Annotated in this window: 18 protein-coding genes; 4 read left to right on the forward strand and 14 right to left on the reverse strand. The window is 33.7% G+C overall.

Annotated features, from left to right (window positions below; translation table 11 throughout):
* Positions 1 to 81: 81 nt before the first annotated feature.
* The 9 genes from hflX to sfsA form a co-directional block, all read right to left on the reverse strand.
* The gene (gene hflX / locus EV697_RS01295; RefSeq protein ID WP_132021760.1) at positions 82 to 1,413 is read right to left on the reverse strand and encodes a ribosome rescue GTPase HflX; all 1,332 of its coding nucleotides are present in this window, start codon (positions 1,411 to 1,413) and stop codon (positions 82 to 84) included.
* Positions 1,414 to 1,552: 139 nt separating this feature from the next.
* Positions 1,553 to 1,849 (reverse strand): RNA chaperone Hfq, encoded by a 297-nt coding sequence (hfq, locus tag EV697_RS01300; protein ID WP_132021762.1) that lies wholly within the window; start codon positions 1,847 to 1,849, stop codon positions 1,553 to 1,555.
* A gap of 128 nt (positions 1,850 to 1,977) precedes the next feature.
* The gene (miaA, locus tag EV697_RS01305; protein WP_132021764.1) at positions 1,978 to 2,910 is read right to left on the reverse strand and encodes a tRNA (adenosine(37)-N6)-dimethylallyltransferase MiaA; all 933 of its coding nucleotides are present in this window, start codon (positions 2,908 to 2,910) and stop codon (positions 1,978 to 1,980) included.
* 2 nt (positions 2,911 to 2,912) lie between these two features.
* A complete protein-coding gene (mutL, locus tag EV697_RS01310) occupies positions 2,913 to 4,769 on the reverse strand; it encodes a DNA mismatch repair endonuclease MutL (RefSeq protein WP_132021766.1) in 1,857 nt (618 codons plus the stop codon).
* An 8-nt stretch (positions 4,770 to 4,777) separates the two neighbouring features.
* Complete coding sequence (locus tag EV697_RS01315; RefSeq protein ID WP_132021768.1) at positions 4,778 to 5,956, reverse strand: N-acetylmuramoyl-L-alanine amidase; 1,179 nt, start codon at positions 5,954 to 5,956, stop codon at positions 4,778 to 4,780.
* A 15-nt stretch (positions 5,957 to 5,971) separates the two neighbouring features.
* The gene (tsaE, locus tag EV697_RS01320; protein ID WP_132021770.1) at positions 5,972 to 6,448 is read right to left on the reverse strand and encodes a tRNA (adenosine(37)-N6)-threonylcarbamoyltransferase complex ATPase subunit type 1 TsaE; all 477 of its coding nucleotides are present in this window, start codon (positions 6,446 to 6,448) and stop codon (positions 5,972 to 5,974) included.
* Positions 6,449 to 6,597: 149 nt separating this feature from the next.
* Entirely contained in the window at positions 6,598 to 7,785 is a 1,188-nt protein-coding gene (gene tyrS / locus EV697_RS01325; protein ID WP_132021772.1) for a tyrosine--tRNA ligase, read from the reverse strand.
* Between the two features lie 261 nt (positions 7,786 to 8,046).
* Entirely contained in the window at positions 8,047 to 8,805 is a 759-nt protein-coding gene (locus EV697_RS01330; protein ID WP_132021774.1) for an SDR family oxidoreductase, read from the reverse strand.
* 65 nt (positions 8,806 to 8,870) lie between these two features.
* Positions 8,871 to 9,587, reverse strand: a complete 717-nt coding sequence (sfsA, locus tag EV697_RS01335) for a DNA/RNA nuclease SfsA (RefSeq protein ID WP_132021776.1) — start codon at positions 9,585 to 9,587, stop codon at positions 8,871 to 8,873.
* Positions 9,588 to 9,811: 224 nt separating this feature from the next.
* Between sfsA and EV697_RS01340 the strand changes: the two genes are divergently transcribed.
* From EV697_RS01340 to pntB, 3 genes are all read left to right on the forward strand, one after another.
* Positions 9,812 to 13,045: a lactoferrin/transferrin family TonB-dependent receptor gene (locus tag EV697_RS01340; protein ID WP_132021778.1), complete on the forward strand. Its 3,234-nt coding sequence runs from the start codon at positions 9,812 to 9,814 to the stop codon at positions 13,043 to 13,045.
* Positions 13,046 to 13,265: 220 nt separating this feature from the next.
* Positions 13,266 to 14,795, forward strand: a complete 1,530-nt coding sequence (gene pntA / locus EV697_RS01345) for a Re/Si-specific NAD(P)(+) transhydrogenase subunit alpha (protein WP_132021780.1) — start codon at positions 13,266 to 13,268, stop codon at positions 14,793 to 14,795.
* Positions 14,796 to 14,806: 11 nt separating this feature from the next.
* A complete protein-coding gene (pntB, locus tag EV697_RS01350) occupies positions 14,807 to 16,267 on the forward strand; it encodes a Re/Si-specific NAD(P)(+) transhydrogenase subunit beta (protein ID WP_132021782.1) in 1,461 nt (486 codons plus the stop codon).
* A 168-nt stretch (positions 16,268 to 16,435) separates the two neighbouring features.
* On the opposite strand, the gene EV697_RS01355 is transcribed toward pntB, so the two are convergent.
* From EV697_RS01355 to potA, 5 genes are all read right to left on the reverse strand, one after another.
* Positions 16,436 to 17,527, reverse strand: coding sequence for an extracellular solute-binding protein (locus EV697_RS01355; RefSeq protein WP_132021784.1), 1,092 nt, complete (start codon positions 17,525 to 17,527; stop codon positions 16,436 to 16,438).
* Positions 17,528 to 17,706: 179 nt separating this feature from the next.
* The gene (locus EV697_RS01360) at positions 17,707 to 18,798 is read right to left on the reverse strand and encodes an extracellular solute-binding protein (RefSeq protein ID WP_132021786.1); all 1,092 of its coding nucleotides are present in this window, start codon (positions 18,796 to 18,798) and stop codon (positions 17,707 to 17,709) included.
* 137 nt (positions 18,799 to 18,935) lie between these two features.
* Positions 18,936 to 19,703 (reverse strand): spermidine/putrescine ABC transporter permease PotC, encoded by a 768-nt coding sequence (potC, locus tag EV697_RS01365; protein ID WP_132021788.1) that lies wholly within the window; start codon positions 19,701 to 19,703, stop codon positions 18,936 to 18,938.
* On the reverse strand, positions 19,703 to 20,563 hold the full coding sequence (potB, locus tag EV697_RS01370; protein ID WP_132021790.1) for a spermidine/putrescine ABC transporter permease PotB: 861 nt from the start codon (positions 20,561 to 20,563) through the stop codon (positions 19,703 to 19,705). The genes potC and potB overlap by 1 nt, the downstream gene beginning before the upstream one ends.
* Positions 20,547 to 21,665, reverse strand: coding sequence for a spermidine/putrescine ABC transporter ATP-binding protein PotA (gene potA, locus EV697_RS01375; RefSeq protein WP_132021792.1), 1,119 nt, complete (start codon positions 21,663 to 21,665; stop codon positions 20,547 to 20,549). The genes potB and potA overlap by 17 nt, the downstream gene beginning before the upstream one ends.
* Before the next feature lie 288 nt (positions 21,666 to 21,953).
* Between potA and pepT the strand changes: the two genes are divergently transcribed.
* Positions 21,954 to 23,207 (forward strand): peptidase T, encoded by a 1,254-nt coding sequence (gene pepT / locus EV697_RS01380; RefSeq protein ID WP_132021794.1) that lies wholly within the window; start codon positions 21,954 to 21,956, stop codon positions 23,205 to 23,207.
* Positions 23,208 to 23,218 lie beyond the last annotated feature (11 nt).

The raw sequence follows: 23,218 nt of genomic DNA on the forward strand, positions 1-23,218 counted from the left end.
ATATTAATCTTTTCTATATTTTCTATTTATAAAAGTGCGGTATATTTTTTTAATTTTTAAAAAATACACCGCACTTTACTTTTACTCAATTAGCTTAATTTGACTTATATCCAAAATTTCTTTTACGTCTTGTTGCTTTATTAATTTAAGCCATTCAATGTGATCAATTTTAATATCAATCATAAAATCGCCATTATCAGAAATGATTTCCTGTTGAATACAATTTAATTGATAAAGTTTATGGCGTAATTTTCCAGCTTGTGGTGGTAATAATAGCCTGAAATAAGACATTTTGTTTCGCAATTTTTCTATTATTGCTTTAAATAGTAGATCGATGCCTTGATTATGATGAGCAGAAATATAAACAGCTACAGGGATATTTTCATCATCATATTCAATATGTGGCATAATTGTATCAAGTTGGTCAATTTTATTATAAACAAGTAGTAATGGTATTTTATCAGCATTAATTTCGGCAAGTACTTCATTGACGGCTTGGATATTTTCAAGTTTTCTTGGATCTGAGGCATCGACAACGTGCAGTAATAAACTGGCTTCGATGGTTTCTTGTAACGTGGATTTAAAAGCGGAAACGAGATCGTGAGGTAAGTCTCTAATAAAACCGACTGTATCCGCAAGAATGGTTGTACCGACATCTTGAATTGATAAGCGTCTTAAGGTAGGGTCAAGCGTGGCAAACAATTGATCAGCCGCATAAACATCAGCACTGGTTAAGCGATTAAATAGCGTCGATTTTCCTGCATTGGTATAACCTACAAGAGAAATAGTGGGAATATCTGCTTTTTGACGAGTTTGACGATTTTGATTACGTTGTTTATTGACTTTTTCTAAACGGCTTTGTAACTGACCGATACGCACTTTGATTAAACGTCTATCTGTTTCTAATTGGGTTTCTCCGGGGCCTCGTAAACCCACCGCCCCTTTTTGTTGATCTAAGCCTGTTTTTCGGCGAATTAGTTGTGTAGAAAGGTATTTTAATTGTGCGAGTTCAACTTGTAACTTTCCTTCGTGTGATCTTGCTCGTTGTGCAAATATATCTAAGATTAAACCAGTACGATCAACCACTCGACATTCACATAGACTTTCAAGATTACGAGTTTGTGCTGGCGTTAGGCTATGATTAACAAGAATAACATCGGCTTTTAGTGCTTTTACTGTTTCCGCGATTTCTTCAGCTTTTCCTTTTCCTACAAAATATTTTGCTTGTGGTGTAGTACGAGAAGTGGTAATTGTAGAAAGAATATTGACATTAGCTGATTCTGCCAATAATTTAAATTCTGTTAAGTCTTCAATATTTTTATTTTGTAAAAAGAAGGTATGAACGATGATGGCATTGTCTTGGGTATTTTCTTTATTATTTAGGGATATATTATTTTCAGATTGCGATGACATATGGTAACCAAAGGGTATAGGATAATACCACTACACTTGTATTATTGTGTTGAGTATTATTGTGGTAAGACAAATTAGCCTCTATATTATAATTCTATTAATTTTGTTTTACATAGAGGCTATGTTGATTAACGGATAATTACTCGCTTTTATCTTCTTCAGCTACACTAGGAACATCTTGTTGATGAGTTTGATGATATTGTTGCTGATTTGTTTGTCCATTATGATGAGAAACAGTACGAGCAGGTACGACTGTTGATATTGCGTGTTTATAGACCATTTGATTAACGGTATTTTTTAGTAAAATAACGAATTGATCAAAAGATTCTATTTGACCTTGTAATTTGATTCCATTGACTAAATAGATTGATACAGGGATACGCTCACGACGTAACGCATTTAAGTAAGGATCTTGTAACGATTGTCCTTTTGCCATATTAAGTTTCCTTTTAAATTTAGTTATAGTTATTAATTTATAATGATATTGAATACTATAATAAAAACTTATAATATATCTTAATCAATATAACAATAATTTATTAAAATGTCATCTCTGACCATAGATTATTTTACTATTTGTATTATTTGTTCTGTCGCTTTTTCTATATTTAAGCTATCTAACCATTGAATCGGGCTATTCCAACCTCTTAACCAAGTGATTTGTCTTTTGGCGAGTTGCCTTGTTGCACATATCCCTCTAAAAACCATTTCATTATGGTCATATTGACCTTGTAAAAATTCCCACATTTGACGATAACCCACACAGCGAATAGAGGGTAAATTAATATGTAGATCGGGACATTGATACAATTTTTCGACTTCTTGTTGAAAGCCTTGTTCAATCATTTTATAAAATCGTTGTTCTATTCTTTGATGTAGAACTGAACGATCTTCTGGGGCAATAGCAAATTGGTAAATATGGTAAGGTAGTGTTTCTCCCTTTTGTTCCGTTAATTCAGTCAGCGATTTTCCTGTAATATAGAATACTTCTAATGCTCGATTAATACGTTGACTATCATTTGGATTTATACGCTGTGCTGATATTGGATCAATTTTTTTTAATTCTTGATGTAATCCAGCCCAGCCTATTAACTTGGCTTTATTTTCTATTTGTTCTCTGATTTTTTCATCAGCAGAAGGAAGTGGTGAAAGCCCCTCTAATAATGCTTTATAATAAAGCATCGTACCACCAACTAGGAGTGGGATTTTTCCCTGCTCCGTTATGTTCTGCATTTCAATTAAGGCATCGTTGCGAAAATCAGCGGCAGAATAACTTTCGCTGGGATCTTTTATATCAATTAATCGGTGTGGGGCTAAAGCTAATTCTTGCTTGCTTGGTTTTGCTGTGCCAATATCCATTCCTCGATAAATCAAGGCTGAATCAACACTTATTACTTCGATGGGTATTTCTTGCCTTAATTTTATAGCGAGATCAGTCTTTCCTGAAGCTGTTGGTCCCATTAAAAATAATGCTGTTGGTTTCTTATTTTTTATCATTTTTATAGTTTTTCTAAGTAATTTTGCCAGTTAATTGGTATTAATAACGTGTTTAATTGAATATTGTTTTGTTGATTAATACGCTGTTCGACTTCAGTTAATAAATTAATGGCATCAGCAAAAATTAATATATCATCTAATTCAATAGCTTCACTAAGTGCGGTTAATAATTCTGATGTTTTTGTGATATTTTTAGTGAGAATATAGGTGATTAATTTTTGTAAATTTTGACTACGTAAACAAGTTGGAACAGCCATTAAAGTGATTCTATGTTGCTTTTGATTCTCATTAAACTCAAATCCTAGCGTTTGAAATAAAGGCTGTTGTACTTGCCATTGTTGGTATTGATTATCATCAAGGTGAAACATTATTGGCATCAGTAAAGGTTGTTGAGTTGGATTTACACATAAACTGAGTTCAATTTTTAACTGTTGCAATTTTTTGATAGACAGTAAGTAAAATTGCTGATTTTGTTGTAATAATAATGCCTTATTTTCTATCAATGCTAATGTTTGTAACATTGAGGACTGAACTTGAGGTTGCTCATTTTTTTGGATCACAAGTGGTGTCGCTTGTGTTTGTAATGTTTGTTCTATTGGTTGCTGAATTTTATTGTTTTGTATTAAATCAGTATAGGCTTGTTTCTCTATTTTTGTGGGTAAATCTTGATGATATTGAGATTGAAAATAGGCCTTTCCACTCTGATTATTTGGTGTATTGACTCTATTATGAGAAAAAATATTTTCTCCCGCCGCGGCTCTGTTTGGCTTATTTGTTGATGATGTTGACCATTGGGCTATTGGCTCTGCAATTTTATCTGAAACAGTAGATTCAGTTTGGTTATTATTGTAAAAATCTAGTTGTTGATGATTAAGTGCATTACTGATCCCTTGATAAATAAAATCATGAATTAAACGAGCTTGATGAAAACGAACTTCATGTTTTGTTGGGTGAACATTTACATCTACTTCATTAGGATTAAGATCGATAAAAATCACAAAAGCAGGGTATTCATCTTGAGATAAATATTCAGCATAGGCTTGGCGAATAGCATGGTTGATGACTTTATCTTTGACCATTCTGCCATTAATATAACTATAATTTAAATCATTTTGATTTCTTTTAAAACTAGGCGTTGTTACCCACCCATATAAATGCAGATCATTATGTTTCCAATCAATTCGTAACGCGTGCTTTACAAAGTCTTCCCCACAAATTGCACTCAGGCGTTTTTGCTCTTGTGTTTGATTAGTTGCATTTCGGTATTGTCTTAGGATTTTTCCATTATGAGTAAGCGTAAAAGCAATGTTTGGTTTCGCTAAAGCAATACGGCGAATGACTTCATCAATATGAGTAAATTCCGTTTTTTCAGTGCGTAAAAATTTACGGCGAGCAGGGGTATTAAAAAATAAATTCGCCACCTCGACTGTTGTTCCTACTGGGTGAGAAGTAGGTTGAATAGTGGTTTCCATATCTCGCCCTTGTGCATAAACTTGCCAAGCTTCCGTTTGATTTTCTGTTTTTGAGCTTAAGGTTAAACGAGAAACAGAGCTGATACTAGCAAGGGCTTCCCCTCTAAAGCCAAGGCTTAAAATAGTTTCTAAATCTTCAAGACAAGTTATTTTACTTGTGGCATGACGGGCTAAAGCAAGTGCGAGTTCATCTTTTGAAATACCGATGCCATTATCTCGGATACGGATAAGGGTCGCTCCACCATTTTCAATATCTACTTGAATACGTGTAGCACCTGCATCTAAGCTATTTTCTACAAGTTCTTTGACAACTGAAGCTGGACGTTCAACCACTTCACCTGCCGCAATTTGATTCGCTAATTGTGGTGGTAAAATTTTAATTGTCATTTTATATCCTAGTCTTGTAGTTTTATTTTCTGTCCCACAAAAATATGACCATTTTTTAGTTTAGGGTTTAACTTTAATAAATTATTTATAGGAATTTTATATTCTCTTGATATTGCATATAAAGTCTGATCCTTTTTTACTATATGGTATTTAGGACTTGTTTTACTATCACTTTTATTCAAAGTGCGGTTATTTTTTTCTCTTTTTTGCGTATTGGTATTTTTGCCATTATCTGGAATTTTAATCGTTTCACCAATCCACAATGTATTTCGCTTGAGATTATTTAGCGTTTGAATATCTTTCATCATTACGATGTATTTATCCGCTAATCCACTTAAGGTATCGCCTGATTGTACTTTATGGCGAATACCACTATCTTTAACATTGCTAGTTGCAGTTGAGGTAGTCGCATATTTTTTTTCTGATTTTATATGAGCCTTACGGTATTCAACCAAGCTATCGTAGATGACTTTAGCTAATTTTTTACGATAATGGCGATTATTTAATTTTTTTTCTTCCTCTGAATTTGATAAGAAACCTGTTTCTACCAAAATAGAAGGAATATCTGGTGAACGCAGTACGCCGAGGCTAGCATGTTGTGGGGTACTACGACTTAATGTGGCTATTTTCGCAAAGTGTTTTAAAACTATTTCACCCAATTCATAACCTGCACGCTGACTATGCCCAAATTGGAGATCAAGTACAGTTTGATCGAGATATCTTTCATTATGCGAGGCTAATACATTTCCAGCACCACCAAGTAATTCAGAGCGTTTTTCATGATCTTCTAACCATTGCCCCATTTCACTACTGGCTCGTCTGTTGGATAATACCCAAACAGACGCCCCTCTCAATAAAGAGGATTCCGATGAATCAGCGTGAATGGAAACAAGATAATTAGCTTTATGTTTTCTTGCTATTTCTGAACGATGTGGTACAGAAATAAAATAATCATTACTACGAGTTAATACGCCACGGAAATTAGGGTCCTTATCCAAATATGCTTTTAATTCTTTTGCGATGGAAAGCGTAACATTTTTTTCATAAATATTTAAATTTCGGCTAATTGCACCAGGGTCTTTCCCTCCATGACCAGGATCTATTGCGATAGTCCAGACTGCCGCAAATGCATTAGGAATAGCAAAGAAAGAAAGTAAGGTTAAAATAAGTTTATATGCTTTTTTCATTAAGTTAATATCGTTTTAAGTATGCTTTAATTGTTGGATAATTTGTTCACCATGTGAGTTTTGGCTCATAATATGAATTTGACGTGCATCATCAAAATAATCAATATTTATGATTAAATCAGCTTCTTGTAAAAATCCATTTCCTTTTTCTGACCATTCAATCAAGCAGATGCTATCTTGATTGAAATAATCACGAATCCCCATAAACTCAAGCTCTTCGGGATCACTTAGACGGTATAAATCAAAATGATAAATATTTTTTTGAGCAAGATGATATTCCTCAACTAGTGTATAGGTGGGGCTTTTTACATTTCCTTGATAGCCCAAGCTTTGGATCATACCTCGAGTTAATGTTGTTTTACCGGCACCAAGATCACCATTAAGATAAATTGTTGTGCCTTTTGCATTTTCAGCATTACAAATTGATTGCATTAATTTTGCCCCAAAGCGACACATTGTATATTCATCAGCAATATAAATTGAATAATCCATATTTTTTCTTTTTGTTAAAAATTTTAAAAAATTCTACCGCACTTTCTTATGATTATACAGTTTAAATCAAAAAAATCTGTATCTTATTTCATTGAATTTTTTCAACTTATTAGATACAGATTTATTGTTTATCTTTAAAGTATAAATAATTATTTTACTGTAATACGAGCAAATTTACGTTTACCTACTTGATATACCGCCGTTGATGTCTTAATTATTAATTTTGTATCATCAACTTTTTCGCCGTCAATTTTAACCGCTCCTTGTTTAACCATACGCATTGCATCAGATGTTGAATTGACTAAGTTGGCTTCTTTTAATAAGTTAGCTAATCCGATTTCACCCTCAAAGGTAAATTCTGGCATTTCATCGGGTATTGCTCCCTTTTGGAAGCGGTTAATAAATTCTTGTTCTGCTGCATCGGCATCGGCATCGGAGTGGAAACGTGCAATAATTTCTTTAGCAAGTAGAATTTTTACATCACGAGGATTGCGTCCATTTTCTACTTCTTGTTTTAACTGCTCAATTTCTGTTAGTGGACGGAATGAAAGTAAATTATACCAGTCCCACATTAAATCATCAGAAATAGACATTACTTTACCAAACATTTCTGATGGGATATCGTCAACGCCAATGTAATTTCCTAATGATTTAGACATTTTTTTCTCGCCATCTAACCCTACTAACAGTGGTAAGGTAATGGCAACCTGTGGTTTTTGTCCTGCTGATTTTTGTAATTCGCGTCCCATTAATAAATTAAAGGTTTGATCTGTTCCACCGAGTTCAACATCGGCTTCTAAGGCAACGGAGTCTTGACCTTGTAGTAATGGATAAATAAATTCGTGAATAGCAATTGACTGATTATTCGCAAAACGTTTTTTAAAATCATCTCGTTCTAGCATTCTAGCTACGGTATAGTTTGAGGCTAAACGAATCATACCTACTGTACCGAGTTCATTTAACCATTCAGAATTAAAGACTACTCGTGTTTTTTGAGGATCAAGAATTTTAAAAATTTGTTCTTTGTAAGTTTCGGCATTACGTAATACATCTTCACGAGAAAGCGGTGGACGAGTGGCATTTTTACCAGAAGGATCGCCTACTGTTGCAGTAAAATCACCAATTAGAAAAATAACTTCGTGACCAAAATTTTGAAATTGACGTAATTTATTTAAAACAACAGTGTGTCCTAAATGAATATCAGGCGCAGTAGGATCTGCTCCTAATTTTACTCTTAGTGGGCGATTTTCTTTTAATTTTTCGATCAGATCTTGTTCTGAATAGATTTGATCGGTGCCACGTTTTAATTCCGCAAGAACAGTATTAATATCTGTCATTTATAAATTCCTGTTTATTTGTAATATTTAGTTATTGTGCTTAGTATTATAAGGATTATTAATAAAATGAAAAGTAAAGATAAATTTGTTTTAGGTGAGATATGAAATTATCTACTTTTTCAAGTGAACTAAATAAAAAAAAAGCACATCTTTTGTGGGGGAGATGTGCTAAAAATGTTGGAGTGATTATCTATTGTTATTTTGATGTGTTTATGATAATCATTATCAAATTATCTGTCAATATCTAAATGCAAATAATTCTCAATTATTTTTCTTTGATACATTTAATGCTGAAAATGTCTGAGCAGTTGGCATTATTTCTATGCTATTAATATTGACGTGAGATGGCTGTTGATTAAGCCACAACACAATATTAGCTATATCCTCAGGTTTTATATAATTTACATTTTCATATAAGTTTTGTGCTTTTTGCTCATCACCTTTAAACCTAACTAAAGAAAAGTCCGTTTCGCCACATAAACCAGGTTCAACATTGGATACCCTGATATTTTTGCCTGCAAGATCGGCTCTTAAATTAAGAGAGAATTGTTTCACAAAGGCTTTAGTTGCTCCATAAACATTACCACCAGGGTAAGGATAGGTCCCTGCGATAGATCCTATATTGATAATATGTCCTGTATTGCGTTCGACCATATTGGGTAGCACTAATCGAGTCATAAACATTAATCCTTTGATATTTGTGTCAACCATATTTTGCCAATCGTCAAGATTTGCTTTATTCGCTACTTCTAAACCTAATGCAAGTCCAGCATTATTTACTAACAAATCTATATTTTGATATTCTTGGGGAATAGAATTAAAGGCTTGCTGTGTTTCTGGTAGATTTTGAATATCAAAATTTAAAGGAATAAATTTTTCTTGAAATTGTTGCTTTAATTCATTTAATTTAGGTAAGCGTCGCCCTGTACCAATAACGAGATAACCATTGTTAATTAATGTTTTGGTAATTGCTAATCCAAAACCTGATGTAACCCCTGTAACTAATGCAATTTTTGACATAATTAACTTTCCTTATTGCTATAACTTAAATACAAAACTGAATATGATTTAAACATATTTTTTATTTATTCTACAAATGGTACAAGCTTAGTTAGAGAAAGTGCGGTCGGTTTTTCTTGAGAAAATTCAAATTCCCCTGCATAGGCATAAGCTTCCACCCCCTCTTGTATTGCTTGCTTTAATAATTCTGCATATTTGGGATCAATATATTCTGCCGCCTTAAAACAATCAAAACCATTGTGTAATCCTGCAAAAAAAACCACCGCTCTATGCCCTAATTTTTTCATTGCCATTAATTCTCGCAAATGTTTTTGACCACGAGTAGTAACCGCATCAGGAAACATACCAATAGTATTTTTAACTAAAGTAATGGATTTTACTTCTACATAACAATCTGGCAGATTCTCGCCTTTTAATAAAAAATCAATACGACTATTTTCTTCGCCATATTTTACTTCAGGGTAAATTTCATCATACATTGCTAATTCTTTGATTTTTTTATTTTCTAAGGCTTCTTGAGTAAGTTGATTTGAACGATGTGTATTAATACAGACCATATTGCCATTTTTTAACTGGGTAAGTTCCCAAGATTGTGGGTATTTTCTTGTTTTACTATCAGAGGTTGAATACCAAATGGTATCGCCTTTTTCACCACAGCCCGTCATTGCTCCTGTATTTGCACAATGGATTGTAATTATTTCGCCATTGCTTAATTCCACATCAGCGAGAAAACGTTTATAACGGCGAATTAATGTTGCCGATTTTAATGTTGGGAGTTGCATAACGCGTCCTTTTATTATGAGAAATAAAATTATTCTACTATATAACCAATATATTTGGTTTGGTAAAGCCGATTATAAACATAGTACAAAAGTATTAAAAAATATATACATTTTATCCTATCACATTGAAAATTATAAATTTACCAATTTTGTTAATTTACCCTTGATAATGATAATGATAATGGTTATTATCACTACTTTTGTAGCTATTAAGGATAAAAGGTATGTTGAATAAAAAAATTGCACTAAGTTTTATTATTACTGCATTTTATGGATATTATGGCATCGCAGCAGAAACTCAGCTTAGCGATGTATATATTCAAGGAGCTAAAAAAGTTCATAAAAAATCTACTGAACTGACTGGTCTTGGAAAAGTGGTAAAAAATTCTCAGGATTTAGAAAAAGAAATGGTATTAAATATTCGAGATCTCACTCGTTATGATCCGGGTATTGATGTGGTTGAACAAGGTAGAGGAGCATCAAGTGGTTATTCCATTCGGGGTATGGATAAAAACCGTGTAGGGATAACCGTTGATGGAATTCCACAGTTATCACATTATAAAGTTGAACAATCTGGTAAGTATGCCGCTAATGATATTTTCAGTGGCGCAATAAATGAAGTTGAGTATGAGAACATCAAGAGTATTGAAATCAGTAAAGGGGCGAGTTCTTCTGATTTTGGTAGTGGTTCGCTTGGTGGTAATATCAAAATGCGTACTAAAAATGCTGATGATATTATCCAGTCAGGAAAAAGCTGGGGAACAAATCTTAAATCGGCTTATAGCAGTAAAAATCGTAATTTTACCAATTCTGTTGCCTTTGCTACTCGTCATAAAAATGCAGATTTTCTTTTAATTCATACTCAAAAGAAAGGAAATGAAACGGCTGTACATAAAGATGTATTAGATGAATCATATGATGTAACCCATTCTCGTTACTATTTGGTTCCTAAGGATTATGATGAGGCGGGGAATGTAACGAAAGATGATGTAACAAGATATTATGTACTTGAAGATGAAAATGGTCATCGTTCTGAACTTATTCCTGACGTACATATTAGCCCTTCTAATATTGTTTATGACAAAATTAAACTTAATCCACCAATACATAAGACAGATCGAATAGGGAGAAAGCTTTATCATGTATGTAACCCTGAAAATTGTTCACCTGAAGGTTTAAAAGCTTCTACGCCTTATCCAGAAGGAGAACAGAATAATTGGCCATATTGGATTGAATATGAACTTGATCGTAGCAATCCCAAAGTGGTTGATATAGAAAAATCAGTAAAAGAAAAAATAGCAGCTAAAGATTATACAGGGACAGATAGCCCTGTGCCTGATAAATTAGATTATGGTTCAAAATCTACTTTGGTAAAATTGGGTTACCAATTAGAAAGTGATAAACGCTTTGGTGTTGTTTATGAAAATACTGAACAAAAATATAATATTAGAGATATGAGAACTCCTGCTTTTTGGGCGAGTGACGATGAAAAATTAAAAAAGAAGAGTCGTATAAACCCACATTATCATTCTATTAATGCTGGAGATAATCTTATCATTCCAATTAGTATGAATTTTGGAAGATTGGGTTATAACGAAAATAATCGTTTAAAGGATCCTACGAATCCTGTGGTTATCAGAACTTTACCATATGGTGGTGGAGAAACCCGAGAGTTTTTATATCTTCCTAGTTCTGTGCTAAAAGATGGTGAACGTATTCGCCAGTATGGAACAGAGTGGGATGATGGAAAAGAATATCTTGTAGTTGAGGGAGCTAGTTATCCTAATTACGGTAAAGTTATGAGACGCGTAGAGATAAAGGCAGGAGAAGAGATTAGATTGACGGATAGCGAAGCGGCTCAAAGCAATGATGGAGGACGAGTTCGTACAGGTACCAATTATCGTTATACTCGTTTAAGATTTATTGATGAACAGCATAACAAGGAAAGAATTGGGGTAAATTATCAACAAAAAGATATGAAATTCCTTGATGATTTAGAATTGGCTTATGATTTTCAACGTATTAAAACTAAAACTACGGAATATAATCTCAATTGTTCTGTTTATCCTAAAGTAGATAAAAATTGTCGTGCGAGCATGAAAAATCCCTATTCATATTATGAAACGCAAACTCATATTTACAAAGAAGAACACCATATTGTTAAACTTGATATGAATAAAGCATTTAACACAGGTTCTTGGAAACATCGTTTAAATATGTTAGTGGGCTATGATGTGGCTTCTGCTCATACACAACGAACTAATTATTTTTCTGAAAATGCTGTATTGACGATGAAATGGATTGGCGGTGAAGCTACAAAAGCAGATCCTCATATTAGAAAAATTGATAAAGGCAGATCGGGAATTTTTACTAATCTTAATTGTGGTGATAGTATCGGTTTGGAATGTGTTCCATACAATTTAACTTCAAAAAATCTGTTTATTGGTTTTAATGATAAAATTAAAATTAATCGATATCTTGATCTAGGATTAGGATTGCGTTATGACCAGCATAAGGTTAATTCTAAAGAGGGCTGGAAAATTAAAGCTAATTACGAGAATTTATCTTGGAATATCGGTACGGTTGTTAAACCAGTTAAAAATGTTTTCCTTTCTTATCGTGTATCCAGCGGTTTTCGTGTGCCAAGTTTTCACGAACATTTTGGTTATACTCCTCAAAGAAAATTCCCTTACTCAAGTCGTAACCTTTCTCCAGAGAGAGTGGTAAACCAAGAGTATGGATTAGGTTTCTATGGTGATTTTGGTTCTCTTGAAGTGAACTATTATCGAAATAAATATAAAGATCTTATTATTACTTCTCGATATACAGGTCTTGATGTTGAGAAAGATGAGGCTGCTGGCTTTAACTATCGTAACGCAGAAAATGCGATTTTAGAGGGAATAAACATCTATGGTCGTTTAGACTTTAATGGTGTTTATAATAAAATTCCAGAGGGGCTTTATTCGACTTTCCACTTTAACAAGATAAAAGTAAAAAATCATTACTATAGTGCATTAAATAAAGAGAGTACTGAAAATGGTAAGGTTGTTAAGCACGAACTAGATGCTTTGGGGTCTTCTTTTGAAGCCATTCAGCCATCTAAATTTACCCTTGGTCTTGGCTATGATAGTCCTGATGAAAAATGGGGTATGCAAGCAATAATGGTACATTCAAAAGCGAAAAAACTAAGTGAGATAATTTCTACTCGTAGTGGATTATCCGTAGTGAATAACTTGCCTAAAGCGTGGACAACTTATGACTTAATTGGTTACTATAAACCACTTGATTCAATTACTCTCCGTGCTGGTGTATTTAATATCTTCAATAAGAGATATACGACTTGGTCTTCTATGCGTCAAGTTTCGCAAAATGCTACCCATAATTTAAATATTGGTAATTATGGTTCTTTGACATCTCCAGGGCGTAACTTCTCTCTTACTATTGAGGCTAAGTTTTGATAGATTGATGAAGCTATTATTTTAGTATTTAAAATTGAATTAAATTATTTTTAAATGTAAAAATCCCTTATTTTTCTAACCAATGTTATTTATTAGAGAAATTTGGGATTTTCTTCTTTTTTCTATTAAAAAGACAAGGTATAGTTAGCTTGGTTTGACTCTTGTCAATGGGGAGTAAGCAAACTGCTTATTTTTTGATTTATAATTTTGAGGAAACATTATGTTAATTGGTGTACCTAGAGAACTGCTTGATAATGAAAGTCGAGTGGCTGCAACGCCAAAGACTATTCAACAAATTTTAAAGCTTGGCTTTGATGTGATTGTTGAAAAAGATGCTGGCTTTAGAGCAAGTTTTGAAGATCAAGCTTTTATTGAAGCTGGTGCGAGTATTGGCACAGTAGCAGAAGTTTGGCAATCAGATATTATTTTTAAAGTGAATGCACCGACAGATTCAGAAATAGAATTAATTAAAGAAGGTGCTACTTTAGTGAGTTTTATTTGGCCTGCGCAAAATCCACAATTAATGGAGAAATTATCCGCTAAAAAGATTAATGTGTTAGCAATGGATGCGGTGCCTCGTATTTCTCGCGCACAATCTTTAGATGCATTAAGCTCTATGGCAAATATTGCGGGCTATCGTGCAGTTGTTGAGGCCGCACACGAATTTGGTAGTTTCTTTACTGGACAAATTACTGCTGCAGGGAAAGTGCCGCCTGCAAAAGTGTTAGTTATTGGTGCTGGTGTTGCTGGTCTTGCTGCGATTGGTGCAGCAAATAGTTTAGGGGCTATTGTTCGAGCTTTTGACTCTCGTCCTGAAGTGAAAGAGCAAGTTGAAAGTATGGGCGCGAGCTTCCTTGAAATTGATTTTAAAGAAGAAGGCGGTAATGGTGATGGCTATGCGAAAGTGATGTCTGAAGAGTTTAATCGCAAAGCATTGGAGCTTTATGCTCAACAAGCCAAAGAAGTCGATATTATTATTACTACTGCATTAATTCCAGGAAAACCTGCTCCACGATTAATTACTAAAGAAATGGTTGATTCTATGAAACCAGGTAGTGTGATTGTGGATCTTGCCGCTGCAACTGGTGGTAACTGTGAATATAGTAAAGCAGGTGAAGTTGTTACGACAGAAAATCAAGTAAAAGTAATTGGTTATACGGATTTACCTAGTCGCTTACCGACACAATCTTCACAACTTTATGGTACTAATCTGGTTAATTTACTGAAACTACTTTGTAAAGATAAAGACGGTAATATTCATATTGATTTTGAAGACGTGGTATTGCGTGGTGTAACCGTTATTCGTGAGGGTGAGGTTACATGGCCTGCACCACCAATTAAAGTTTCAGCACAACCACAACAAAAAGCAACGAAACCTATTGAGAAAAAACAAGAGAAACAGACTGATCCTAGAGTGAAATATGGGATTATGGCTGGTGTGGGGGTTGCTTTCTTATGGTTAGGTTCAGTAATGCCTGCTGCATTTTTATCGCATTTTACTATTTTTATCCTTTCTTGTGTAGTGGGCTATTATGTGGTTTGGAATGTTAGCCACGCATTACATACGCCATTAATGGCAGTAACTAATGCTATTTCGGGAATTATTATTGTCGGTGCATTATTGCAAATATCACAAGGTATTTTCTTTACTAGTTTATTGTCTTTTATTGCTATTTTGGTTGCGAGCATCAATATTTTTGGTGGTTTTAAAGTAACGCAACGTATGCTTTCAATGTTTAGAAAAGGTTAAGGAGATAACGTATGTCTGAAGGATTAGTTCAAGCGGCTTATATTATCGCTGCATTACTTTTCATTATGAGTTTAGCAGGACTCTCTAAACACGAAACTGCTAAAGCTGGTTGTTGGTATGGTATTGTCGGTATGACAATCGCACTAATTGCGACCATTTTTGGACCGCACTCTGAAGGAACATTTTGGATTATTATCGCAATGATCATCGGTGGGGCGGTTGGTATTCAAAGAGCATTAAAAGTTGAAATGACCGAAATGCCAGAACTTGTTGCTATTTTGCATAGTTTTGTTGGCTTAGCGGCAGTTTTAGTTGGCTTTAATAGTTTTGGTTTACATATTCCTGCCATTTTTGAAATGCCTGAAGGTGTAGAATATGTAACAGAAACAGCAAAAGCTGCTTTAGAAGCGAAAAAAATTGCTTTTGAGGAAGAACAAGCGGTATTAGCAAATATTCATAACATTGAAGTATTTTTAGGAATATTTATTGGTGCGGTAACTTTTACTGGTTCCATTGTCGCCTTTGGTAAATTACGTGGCATTATTAATTCTAAAGCATTAATGTTACCACATCGTCATAAATTGAATTTATTAGCATTAATCATTTCTTTCTTATTAATGATTTCTTTCTTAAATGAGCCACATAATATTTTCCCTATGTTAATTATGACGATTATCGCATTAGCATTTGGTTGGCATTTAGTTGCCTCAATTGGTGGAGCGGATATGCCAGTTGTGGTTTCAATGCTAAATTCTTATTCTGGCTGGGCAGCCGCGGCGGCTGGTTTTATGCTTAATAATGATTTATTAATTATTACTGGTGCGTTAGTTGGTTCATCTGGTGCGATTCTTTCTTATATTATGTGTAAGGCAATGAACCGTTCGTTTATTAGCGTTATTGCTGGTGGTTTCGGTAATGATGTTGTTGCTTCATCTGATGAAGAACAAGGCGAACATCGTGAAACCTCTGCAGAAGAAGTAGCTGAATTATTGAAAAATGCTAATTCAGTTATTATCACGCCGGGATATGGAATGGCAGTTGCACAAGCACAATATCCAGTTGCAGAATTAACTCAAAAATTGCGTGATCGTGGTGTGAATGTACGTTTTGGTATTCACCCTGTTGCGGGACGTTTACCGGGACATATGAATGTGTTGTTAGCGGAAGCTAAAGTGCCTTATGATATTGTATTAGAAATGGATGAGATTAATGATGATCTTTCTAGTACTGATGTTGTTTTGGTTATTGGTGCAAATGATACAGTTAATCCTGCTGCAATGGATGATCCAAATAGCCCGATTGCTGGAATGCCAGTATTAGAAGTATGGAATGCAGCAAATGTTATTGTATTTAAACGTTCAATGGCAGTAGGCTATGCAGGTGTTCAAAATCCATTATTCTTTAAAGAAAATACACAAATGTTATTTGGTGATGCAAAAGAAAGAGTTGATGATATTTTAAAAGCTCTCTAATTTGTCAACATTAGATATTAAAGTAAAACCACACATTTTAGGATTCATACCCTATTATGTGTGGTTTTTGATTATTAATTAAAAGTGCGTAATTAAAAGTGCGGTATTTTTTTAGTGAGTTTTTATAAAAAACAACTTATTTTAACAAGCTCGCTATTCACAAATTTCTTATTGTGATGCTTTTAACTGTTGATAATACGCTTCATAATATTTGACTGCTTCGCCTACATCATTTTGCCAAGGGTAATTTTGTAGCATTTCTGATGTTGGATAAATAGCAGGATCTTTTGTAATCTCATCAGGAAGTTGCTTTAATGCTTCAATATTTGATGTTGGATAACCAATTTCTTTAGTTAATTTTGCAGCTATTTTTGCACTTAACATATAGTTAATTAGTTTGTGTGCTGCATCTGGATTTTTAGATGTTGAGGTAATGGCTAAATTATCTACCCATAATATCGTCCCTTCTTTTGGAAAGACCATATCTAGTGGTGCTTGTTCTTTTTTCGCTATACGAACAGAACCATTCCAAAGTTGTCCGACAGATACTTCACCAGAGATAAATGAATTAGCGGGATTATCTGAATTAAATGCAAGTATATTTGGGCGTAGTTTTAATAATTCTTGATAAGCTTGTTCAATTATTTTTGGATCTTGTGTATTTGGATCTTGTCCTATTTTTAATAATGCAATGTTAAATACTTCTCGAGTATCATCAAGTAATTGGATTTTACCAGCAAACTCTGGTTTCCATAAATCACTCCAAGATGTAAAATCTTCGCCTTTATAATCATTCGTATTGAAGGCAATCCCCGAGTTTCCTAAAAATTGTGGTAAAGAATACTGATTTCCTTTGTCATAAGGTTTATTTAACCAATCAGGGTTTAATTCTTTTATAACAGGTAATTTGCTATGATCTAATGGCATTAACATACCTTCACTTACCATTTTTGCTACAAAATAGTTAGTCGGTGCAATAACATCATAACCACCATTTTCACCTTGTGTTTTTAGTTTTGCGTACATTGTTTCATTTGATTCTAAGCTTGAAACAATAACTTTAATTCCTGTTTCTTTGGTGAAATCATCTAACAAACCATCGGGAACATATTCTGTCCAAGTATAAAGATAAACAGTATTATTTGTTGGGGGGGATGTTTCAGATAATGTAGTTTCATTAGTTTTAGTTTCTTTATCGTTACATGCGGTAAGAGAAACTGCGATCATTCCTAGTGCGAAAAGACCTGCAAATTTTTTCATTAATATCATTCTCCTGTTGAGTGGCAATTAGTTTTTATAAATATATAAAAATAAAAACTCTTGTCATACAAACAAGAGCCACTTCATTCTATGTGTTATAGTTGGATTTGTGAAGTATTATTTTTTATAAGAGGAAAATGAAAATAATGCCTCATTGAGAGGCATTATGAATTAGTAGATTATTGTGCTGCTTTTAATTTTTGGTAATACTCTTCGTAATATTGAACTGCATCACCAACATCATCTTGCCAGTAGCTATTATTTAAGATTTCTGACGTAGGATAAATTGCAGGATCTTTTGTAATTTCTTCTGGAAGAAGTTTTAATGCTTCAATATTAGAAGTTGGATAGCCAATTTCTTCTGTTAAGCGTGCTGCAGTTTTAGCACCTAGCATATAATTAATGAGCTTATGTGCACCATCTGGGTTTTTAGAGGTTTTAGGAATTGCTAGAGTATCGACCCAAAGTACAGGACCTTCTTTTGGGAAAACCATATCTAAAGGCGCTTGTTCTTTTTTCGCAATACGTACGGAACCATTCCATAATTGCCCTACGTTAACTTCACCAGCGATAAATGAATTAGCTGGATTGTCAGAATTGAATGCTAGAACGTTTGGACGTAGTTTTAATAATTCTTGGTAAGCTTGCTCTATAATTTTAGGATCTTGAGTATTTGGATCTTGACCTAATTTTAATAACGCAATGTTAAAGACTTCACGTGCATCATCAAGTAATTGAACTTTTCCAGCAAATTCAGGTTTCCATAAATCACCCCAAGCAGTAAAATCTGATCCCTTGTATTCATTAGTATTAAATGCGATACCTGGCGCACCAAGCAGTTGTGGTAGTGAATACTTGTTGCCTTTATCATAAGGTTTATTTAACCAATTAGGGTTTAATTCTTTAATAACAGGTAATTTGCTATGGTCTAGTTCCATCAGCATGCCTTCTCGAGCCATTTTTGATACGAAGTAGTTAGATGGTGCAATTACATCATAACCGCCATCTTCGCCTTGTGTCTTGATTTTTGCATACATTGTTTCGTTTGATTCTAAGCTTGAAACGATAACTTTAATTCCTGTTTCTTTGGTAAATTCATCTAATAAACCATTTGGAACATATTCTGTCCAAGTGTAGAGATAAACAGTGTCATTAGCTGGCTGAGCGATTTCCGGTGCTTTAGTTTCAGCTGTTTTAGTTTCTTTATCGTTACAAGCTGTAAGAGAAACTGCGATCATTCCTAGTGTGAAAAGACCTGCAAATTTTTTCATTTATATCATTCTCCTGTTAAGAGTAAAAATTTAACTTATGTAAATATAAGCCACAAAAAAGCCTTGCTCTTAAAATACAAGGGCAAGGCTAATTTTATTTGGAATTCACTTATTTGTGAAGTTTTATTTTTATAAAGCTATTTTTCTTTTCTCGCAATCAACTGGCTTAATATTACAAGTGTTAATGAGAAGATGATCATAATTGTTGCTAATGCATTTACTTCAGGTGTTACACCTGTTTTTACTAAAGAGAAGATTCTCAGAGGTAAAATTTCATAGCTTACGCCACTAACAAACGATGAAACAACTACATCATCTAGTGAAATAGTAAAGCTCAGCAACCAGCCGGAAACAATGGCAGGCAAGGCTAAAGGAAAAATGATTTTTCTTAGTATTGTAACTTCAGGTGCTCCCAAATCCTTTGCCGCTTCCAGCATTTTTGAATCGAACCCTTTTAAGCGAGAGTACACGCTAACAACCACATAAGGTAAGCAGAATGTCACATGAGCTAAGAGTAAAGACCAAAAACCAAGTGCAATACCTGCAATCATAAACAATGCTAATAGTGATACAGCCATCACGATATCTGGCGACATCATTACAATAAATAGCATACCATTTACAGCTTGTTTACCACGAAAACGATAGCGATATAATGCTATTGCCGTAAGTCCACCTATAATCGTTGCCAAAGTAGCAGCACCAAATGCGATGGTAACCGAGTGGATTGCCGCTTGAATTAAGGTGTCGTTGTTAAATAAACGCTCATACCAATGCCAACTAAATCCTTTCCAATGTAATCCATAACGATCTTGGTTAAACGAATTTGTGACGAGTATAATAATGGGGATATACAAATAAGCGTATACCACAAACATAAATATATTACGTAGGAAACGACTCATTATTCTAACTCCATTTTTTTATTCAATAATTTACTGGTTTTATAGTAAATGAAGATTAACAATGCCATTAGAATGGTTAAGGCTATGCTGATAGCTGATCCAAATGGCCAGTTACGTGAGATAAGGAATTCACTTTTAATTACGTTACCTACAAGCAATACTTTTGCACCACCTAATAAGTCTGCCACATAGAACATTCCCATTGCTGGGAGCAGTACAAGCAAACAACCCGCTACAATGCCTGGCATTGTAAGAGGGATAATGACTTTTAAAAAACGTTGAAAACCATTTGCACCGAGATCTTTAGCAGCCTCAAGCAAACGGTAATCTAATTTCTCAATAGAACTATACAAAGGTAAAATCATAAAAGGTAATAATAGGTAAACCAAACCAATAATCACAGCTACTTCCGTATTTAAAATACGAATAGGTTCATCAATAATACCAATCGATAGTAATGTACTATTTAGAATACCTTTTACACCTAAGAATATTTTCATTCCATAAATTCGAATTAAGGAATTTGTCCAGAATGGTAGTACAACTAAAAATAATAATAACGGGCGATATTTGGGATTAATTTTAGACATCATAAATGCAAAAGGATAGCCAACAATCAAACAAATGATTGTGGCAATACCCGACATATATAATGAATTCCATACAACTTGGGCGTATAGAGGCTCAAATAAACGTGCATAGTTTTCTAATGTAAAGGGAAGTGCATAGAAATCGCTACTATCCCTTGTTAAAAAACTAACAACGAGTACCAAAATATTTGGTGTTAGAACGAAGAATAGTAACCACGCAAAAATAACAAAAATGGTTACATTTTGAAATTTATTACTGGCTATTTTCATCGTTGAGTACAACCTCCCACCCTTCGTGCCACGTTAATGCCACTTTTTGACCAACAGAATGATCAATGTGAGGATCATCTTCATTAAAGAACTCACTAACTAAGACTTTCATATTATTATGATCCAGAATTACAGTGGATTCTAATGTCATTCCTTTATAGCTACGATCAACAATATGTCCAATAATAGCTTTAGAATTTTCATTTTCATCAAGTTCTTCAATTACAATATCTTCAGGACGTAATAAAACTTTAAGTTTTTGATCCGCACTTACATCCATATCGGTGTCAATTTCACAAATACGGCCTTCCACATTTGCAATGACTTTATTTGCCGTTTTACGTTCAATAACTTTTGCATCAAAAATGTTAATTTCACCGATAAATTTTGCAACAAAAAGATTCTTAGGGTCTTCGTAAATATCTCGTGGAGAACCATCTTGCTCAATATTACCTTTATTCATTACAATGATTCTATCTGACATTGTTAATGCTTCTTCTTGATCATGGGTTACGAAGATAAACGTAATTCCTAATTGGCGTTGTAATGCTTTTAATTCATTTTGCATTTCTTTACGTAGTTTATAATCAAGAGCGGATAAAGATTCATCTAATAATAATACTTCTGGTTTGTTCACTACAGCACGAGCGATAGCGATACGCTGTTGTTGTCCACCTGACAATTGAGCAGGTTTGCGTTTCGCCATATCATCTAAGCGAACCATACGTAATGCTTCCATTACACGAGTTTGAATCTCATCATTTGGTACTTTTTGCATACGTAATCCAAATGCAACATTTTCAAAAATCGTCATATGTGGAAAGAGTGCATAACTTTGGAATACCGTATTAACGTGACGTTTCTCGGCTGGGACGTTGGTAATATCTTCCCCATTGAGAATAATGGAACCTTCATCGAGTTCTTCAAGTCCTGCAATTAAACGTAAAACAGTTGTTTTACCACAGCCAGAAGGACCTAGAATTGTTAAAAATTCACCGTTGTTAATTGCGAGGTTAAAATTATTAATGATATTTTTATCACCAAAAGATTTACTTAGAGAACGAAGCTCAATTATTGGCTTGCTTTGAACAGATTTTTCCACTAGCTTTGGTTTTCTCCCTAATGAACCTAGAAATAGGTATTGAGTAGAAATAAAATACTTACAACATATTCTGTAAGTAACCATAAAAATTAGGGCTCTAATGATATAGTGATTAAAGCATAATTAAAAGTAATAATTTGACTCTATGTATATTTTGATTGTTTTTTAATCTTTTATTTTATGTGGTTATTCATTGAAATTAGTGGGATTATTTTGTTATATATCAATGTATTGTTTTATTAGTAGAATTAGAATGTAAATCAAACTTTAATTTAGTAAGAGGATCGTATGAACAATATTAATTTAGATAAAAAGCGATTGCTCGAATCTTTTTTACATTATATTAGTTATGATACACAAGCTAAAAATGGAGCCAAAAAATCACCTACATCAGTTGGACAAGCAAGGTTAGCTAAGCATATATACCAAGAGTTATCTGCATTAGGTTTAAAAAATATAGAATTAAATAAATTTTCTGTATTAACCGCTTTCTTGCCCTCTAATGTTAATCCTAAAACACCAACGATAGGGTTTATTATGCACCTTGATACGCCAACAGAGTGTAATTGTAAAAATACCTATCCAGAAGTAATACCTGAATATCGAGGTGGTGATATTTCTTTAGGTGTGGGTGATGAATACATTAGCCCTGTTTATTATCCTTTTTTGCAACGGTTGATAGGAAAAACTCTGATTGTTGGAGATGGCAAAAATCTCATTGGAGTAGAGAATAAAGCGAGTATTGCTGAAGTCATTAATGCATTGACTTATTTAGTACAAAATAATATTCCGCACTGTAATATTCAAATTGCGATTATTCCGGATAAAGAAATTGGGTTAGGATTAAATTTATTACCAATTGATAAACTTTCTTGTGATTGGGCATATAGCTTTAATGGCGGTGAAATAGGTAATGTATATGATGAAAGTTTTTATAGTGCAGAGGCGCTAATTACCCTTTATGGCTCTCATATACATACTGATATTGCAAAGGGACGTATGCAAAATGCGTTAGCACTTGCTTGTGAATTTCAACAAGGTTTTCCTAAAGATGAAGTACCTGAAAAAACAGAAAATAAAGAAGGTTTTTTTCATTTAGTTAATTTTGAAGGAGACGTGGAGCAAGTAAAATTAAATTATTTAATTTGTGATTTTGATTTGGTGAGTTTTGAACAAAGAAAGGCTTTTTTAGCAATGATGGTAGTAGATTTTAACCGCCATAAAAAATTGTTTAGACGTGCTGAAATTGAATTAGTCGATCGCTATGTGAATATTGCAGAACAGACCTGTGATTTTTCTCAGTCTATTCATTTAGCAAACAAAGCTATAAAAAGTTGTAATATAGAACCTAAAAATAAACCAATTAGAAGTAATGCTTTAGGGTCTATGTTATCTCAAAAAAATATTGTATGTCCTAGCCTTGCAACTGGTGGATATAACTTTCATAGTAAGCATGAAGTGATTACTTTAGAGGATATGGAAAGCGCTACCAAAATTATTATTGAGATAGCAAGACAAGCAGTGGATATGTTGAAAAAATAGTAACTAAAATG

Origin of the sequence: Bisgaardia hudsonensis (assembly GCF_004345785.1) — a bacterium.
Taxonomy (GTDB): domain Bacteria; phylum Pseudomonadota; class Gammaproteobacteria; order Enterobacterales; family Pasteurellaceae; genus Bisgaardia; species Bisgaardia hudsonensis.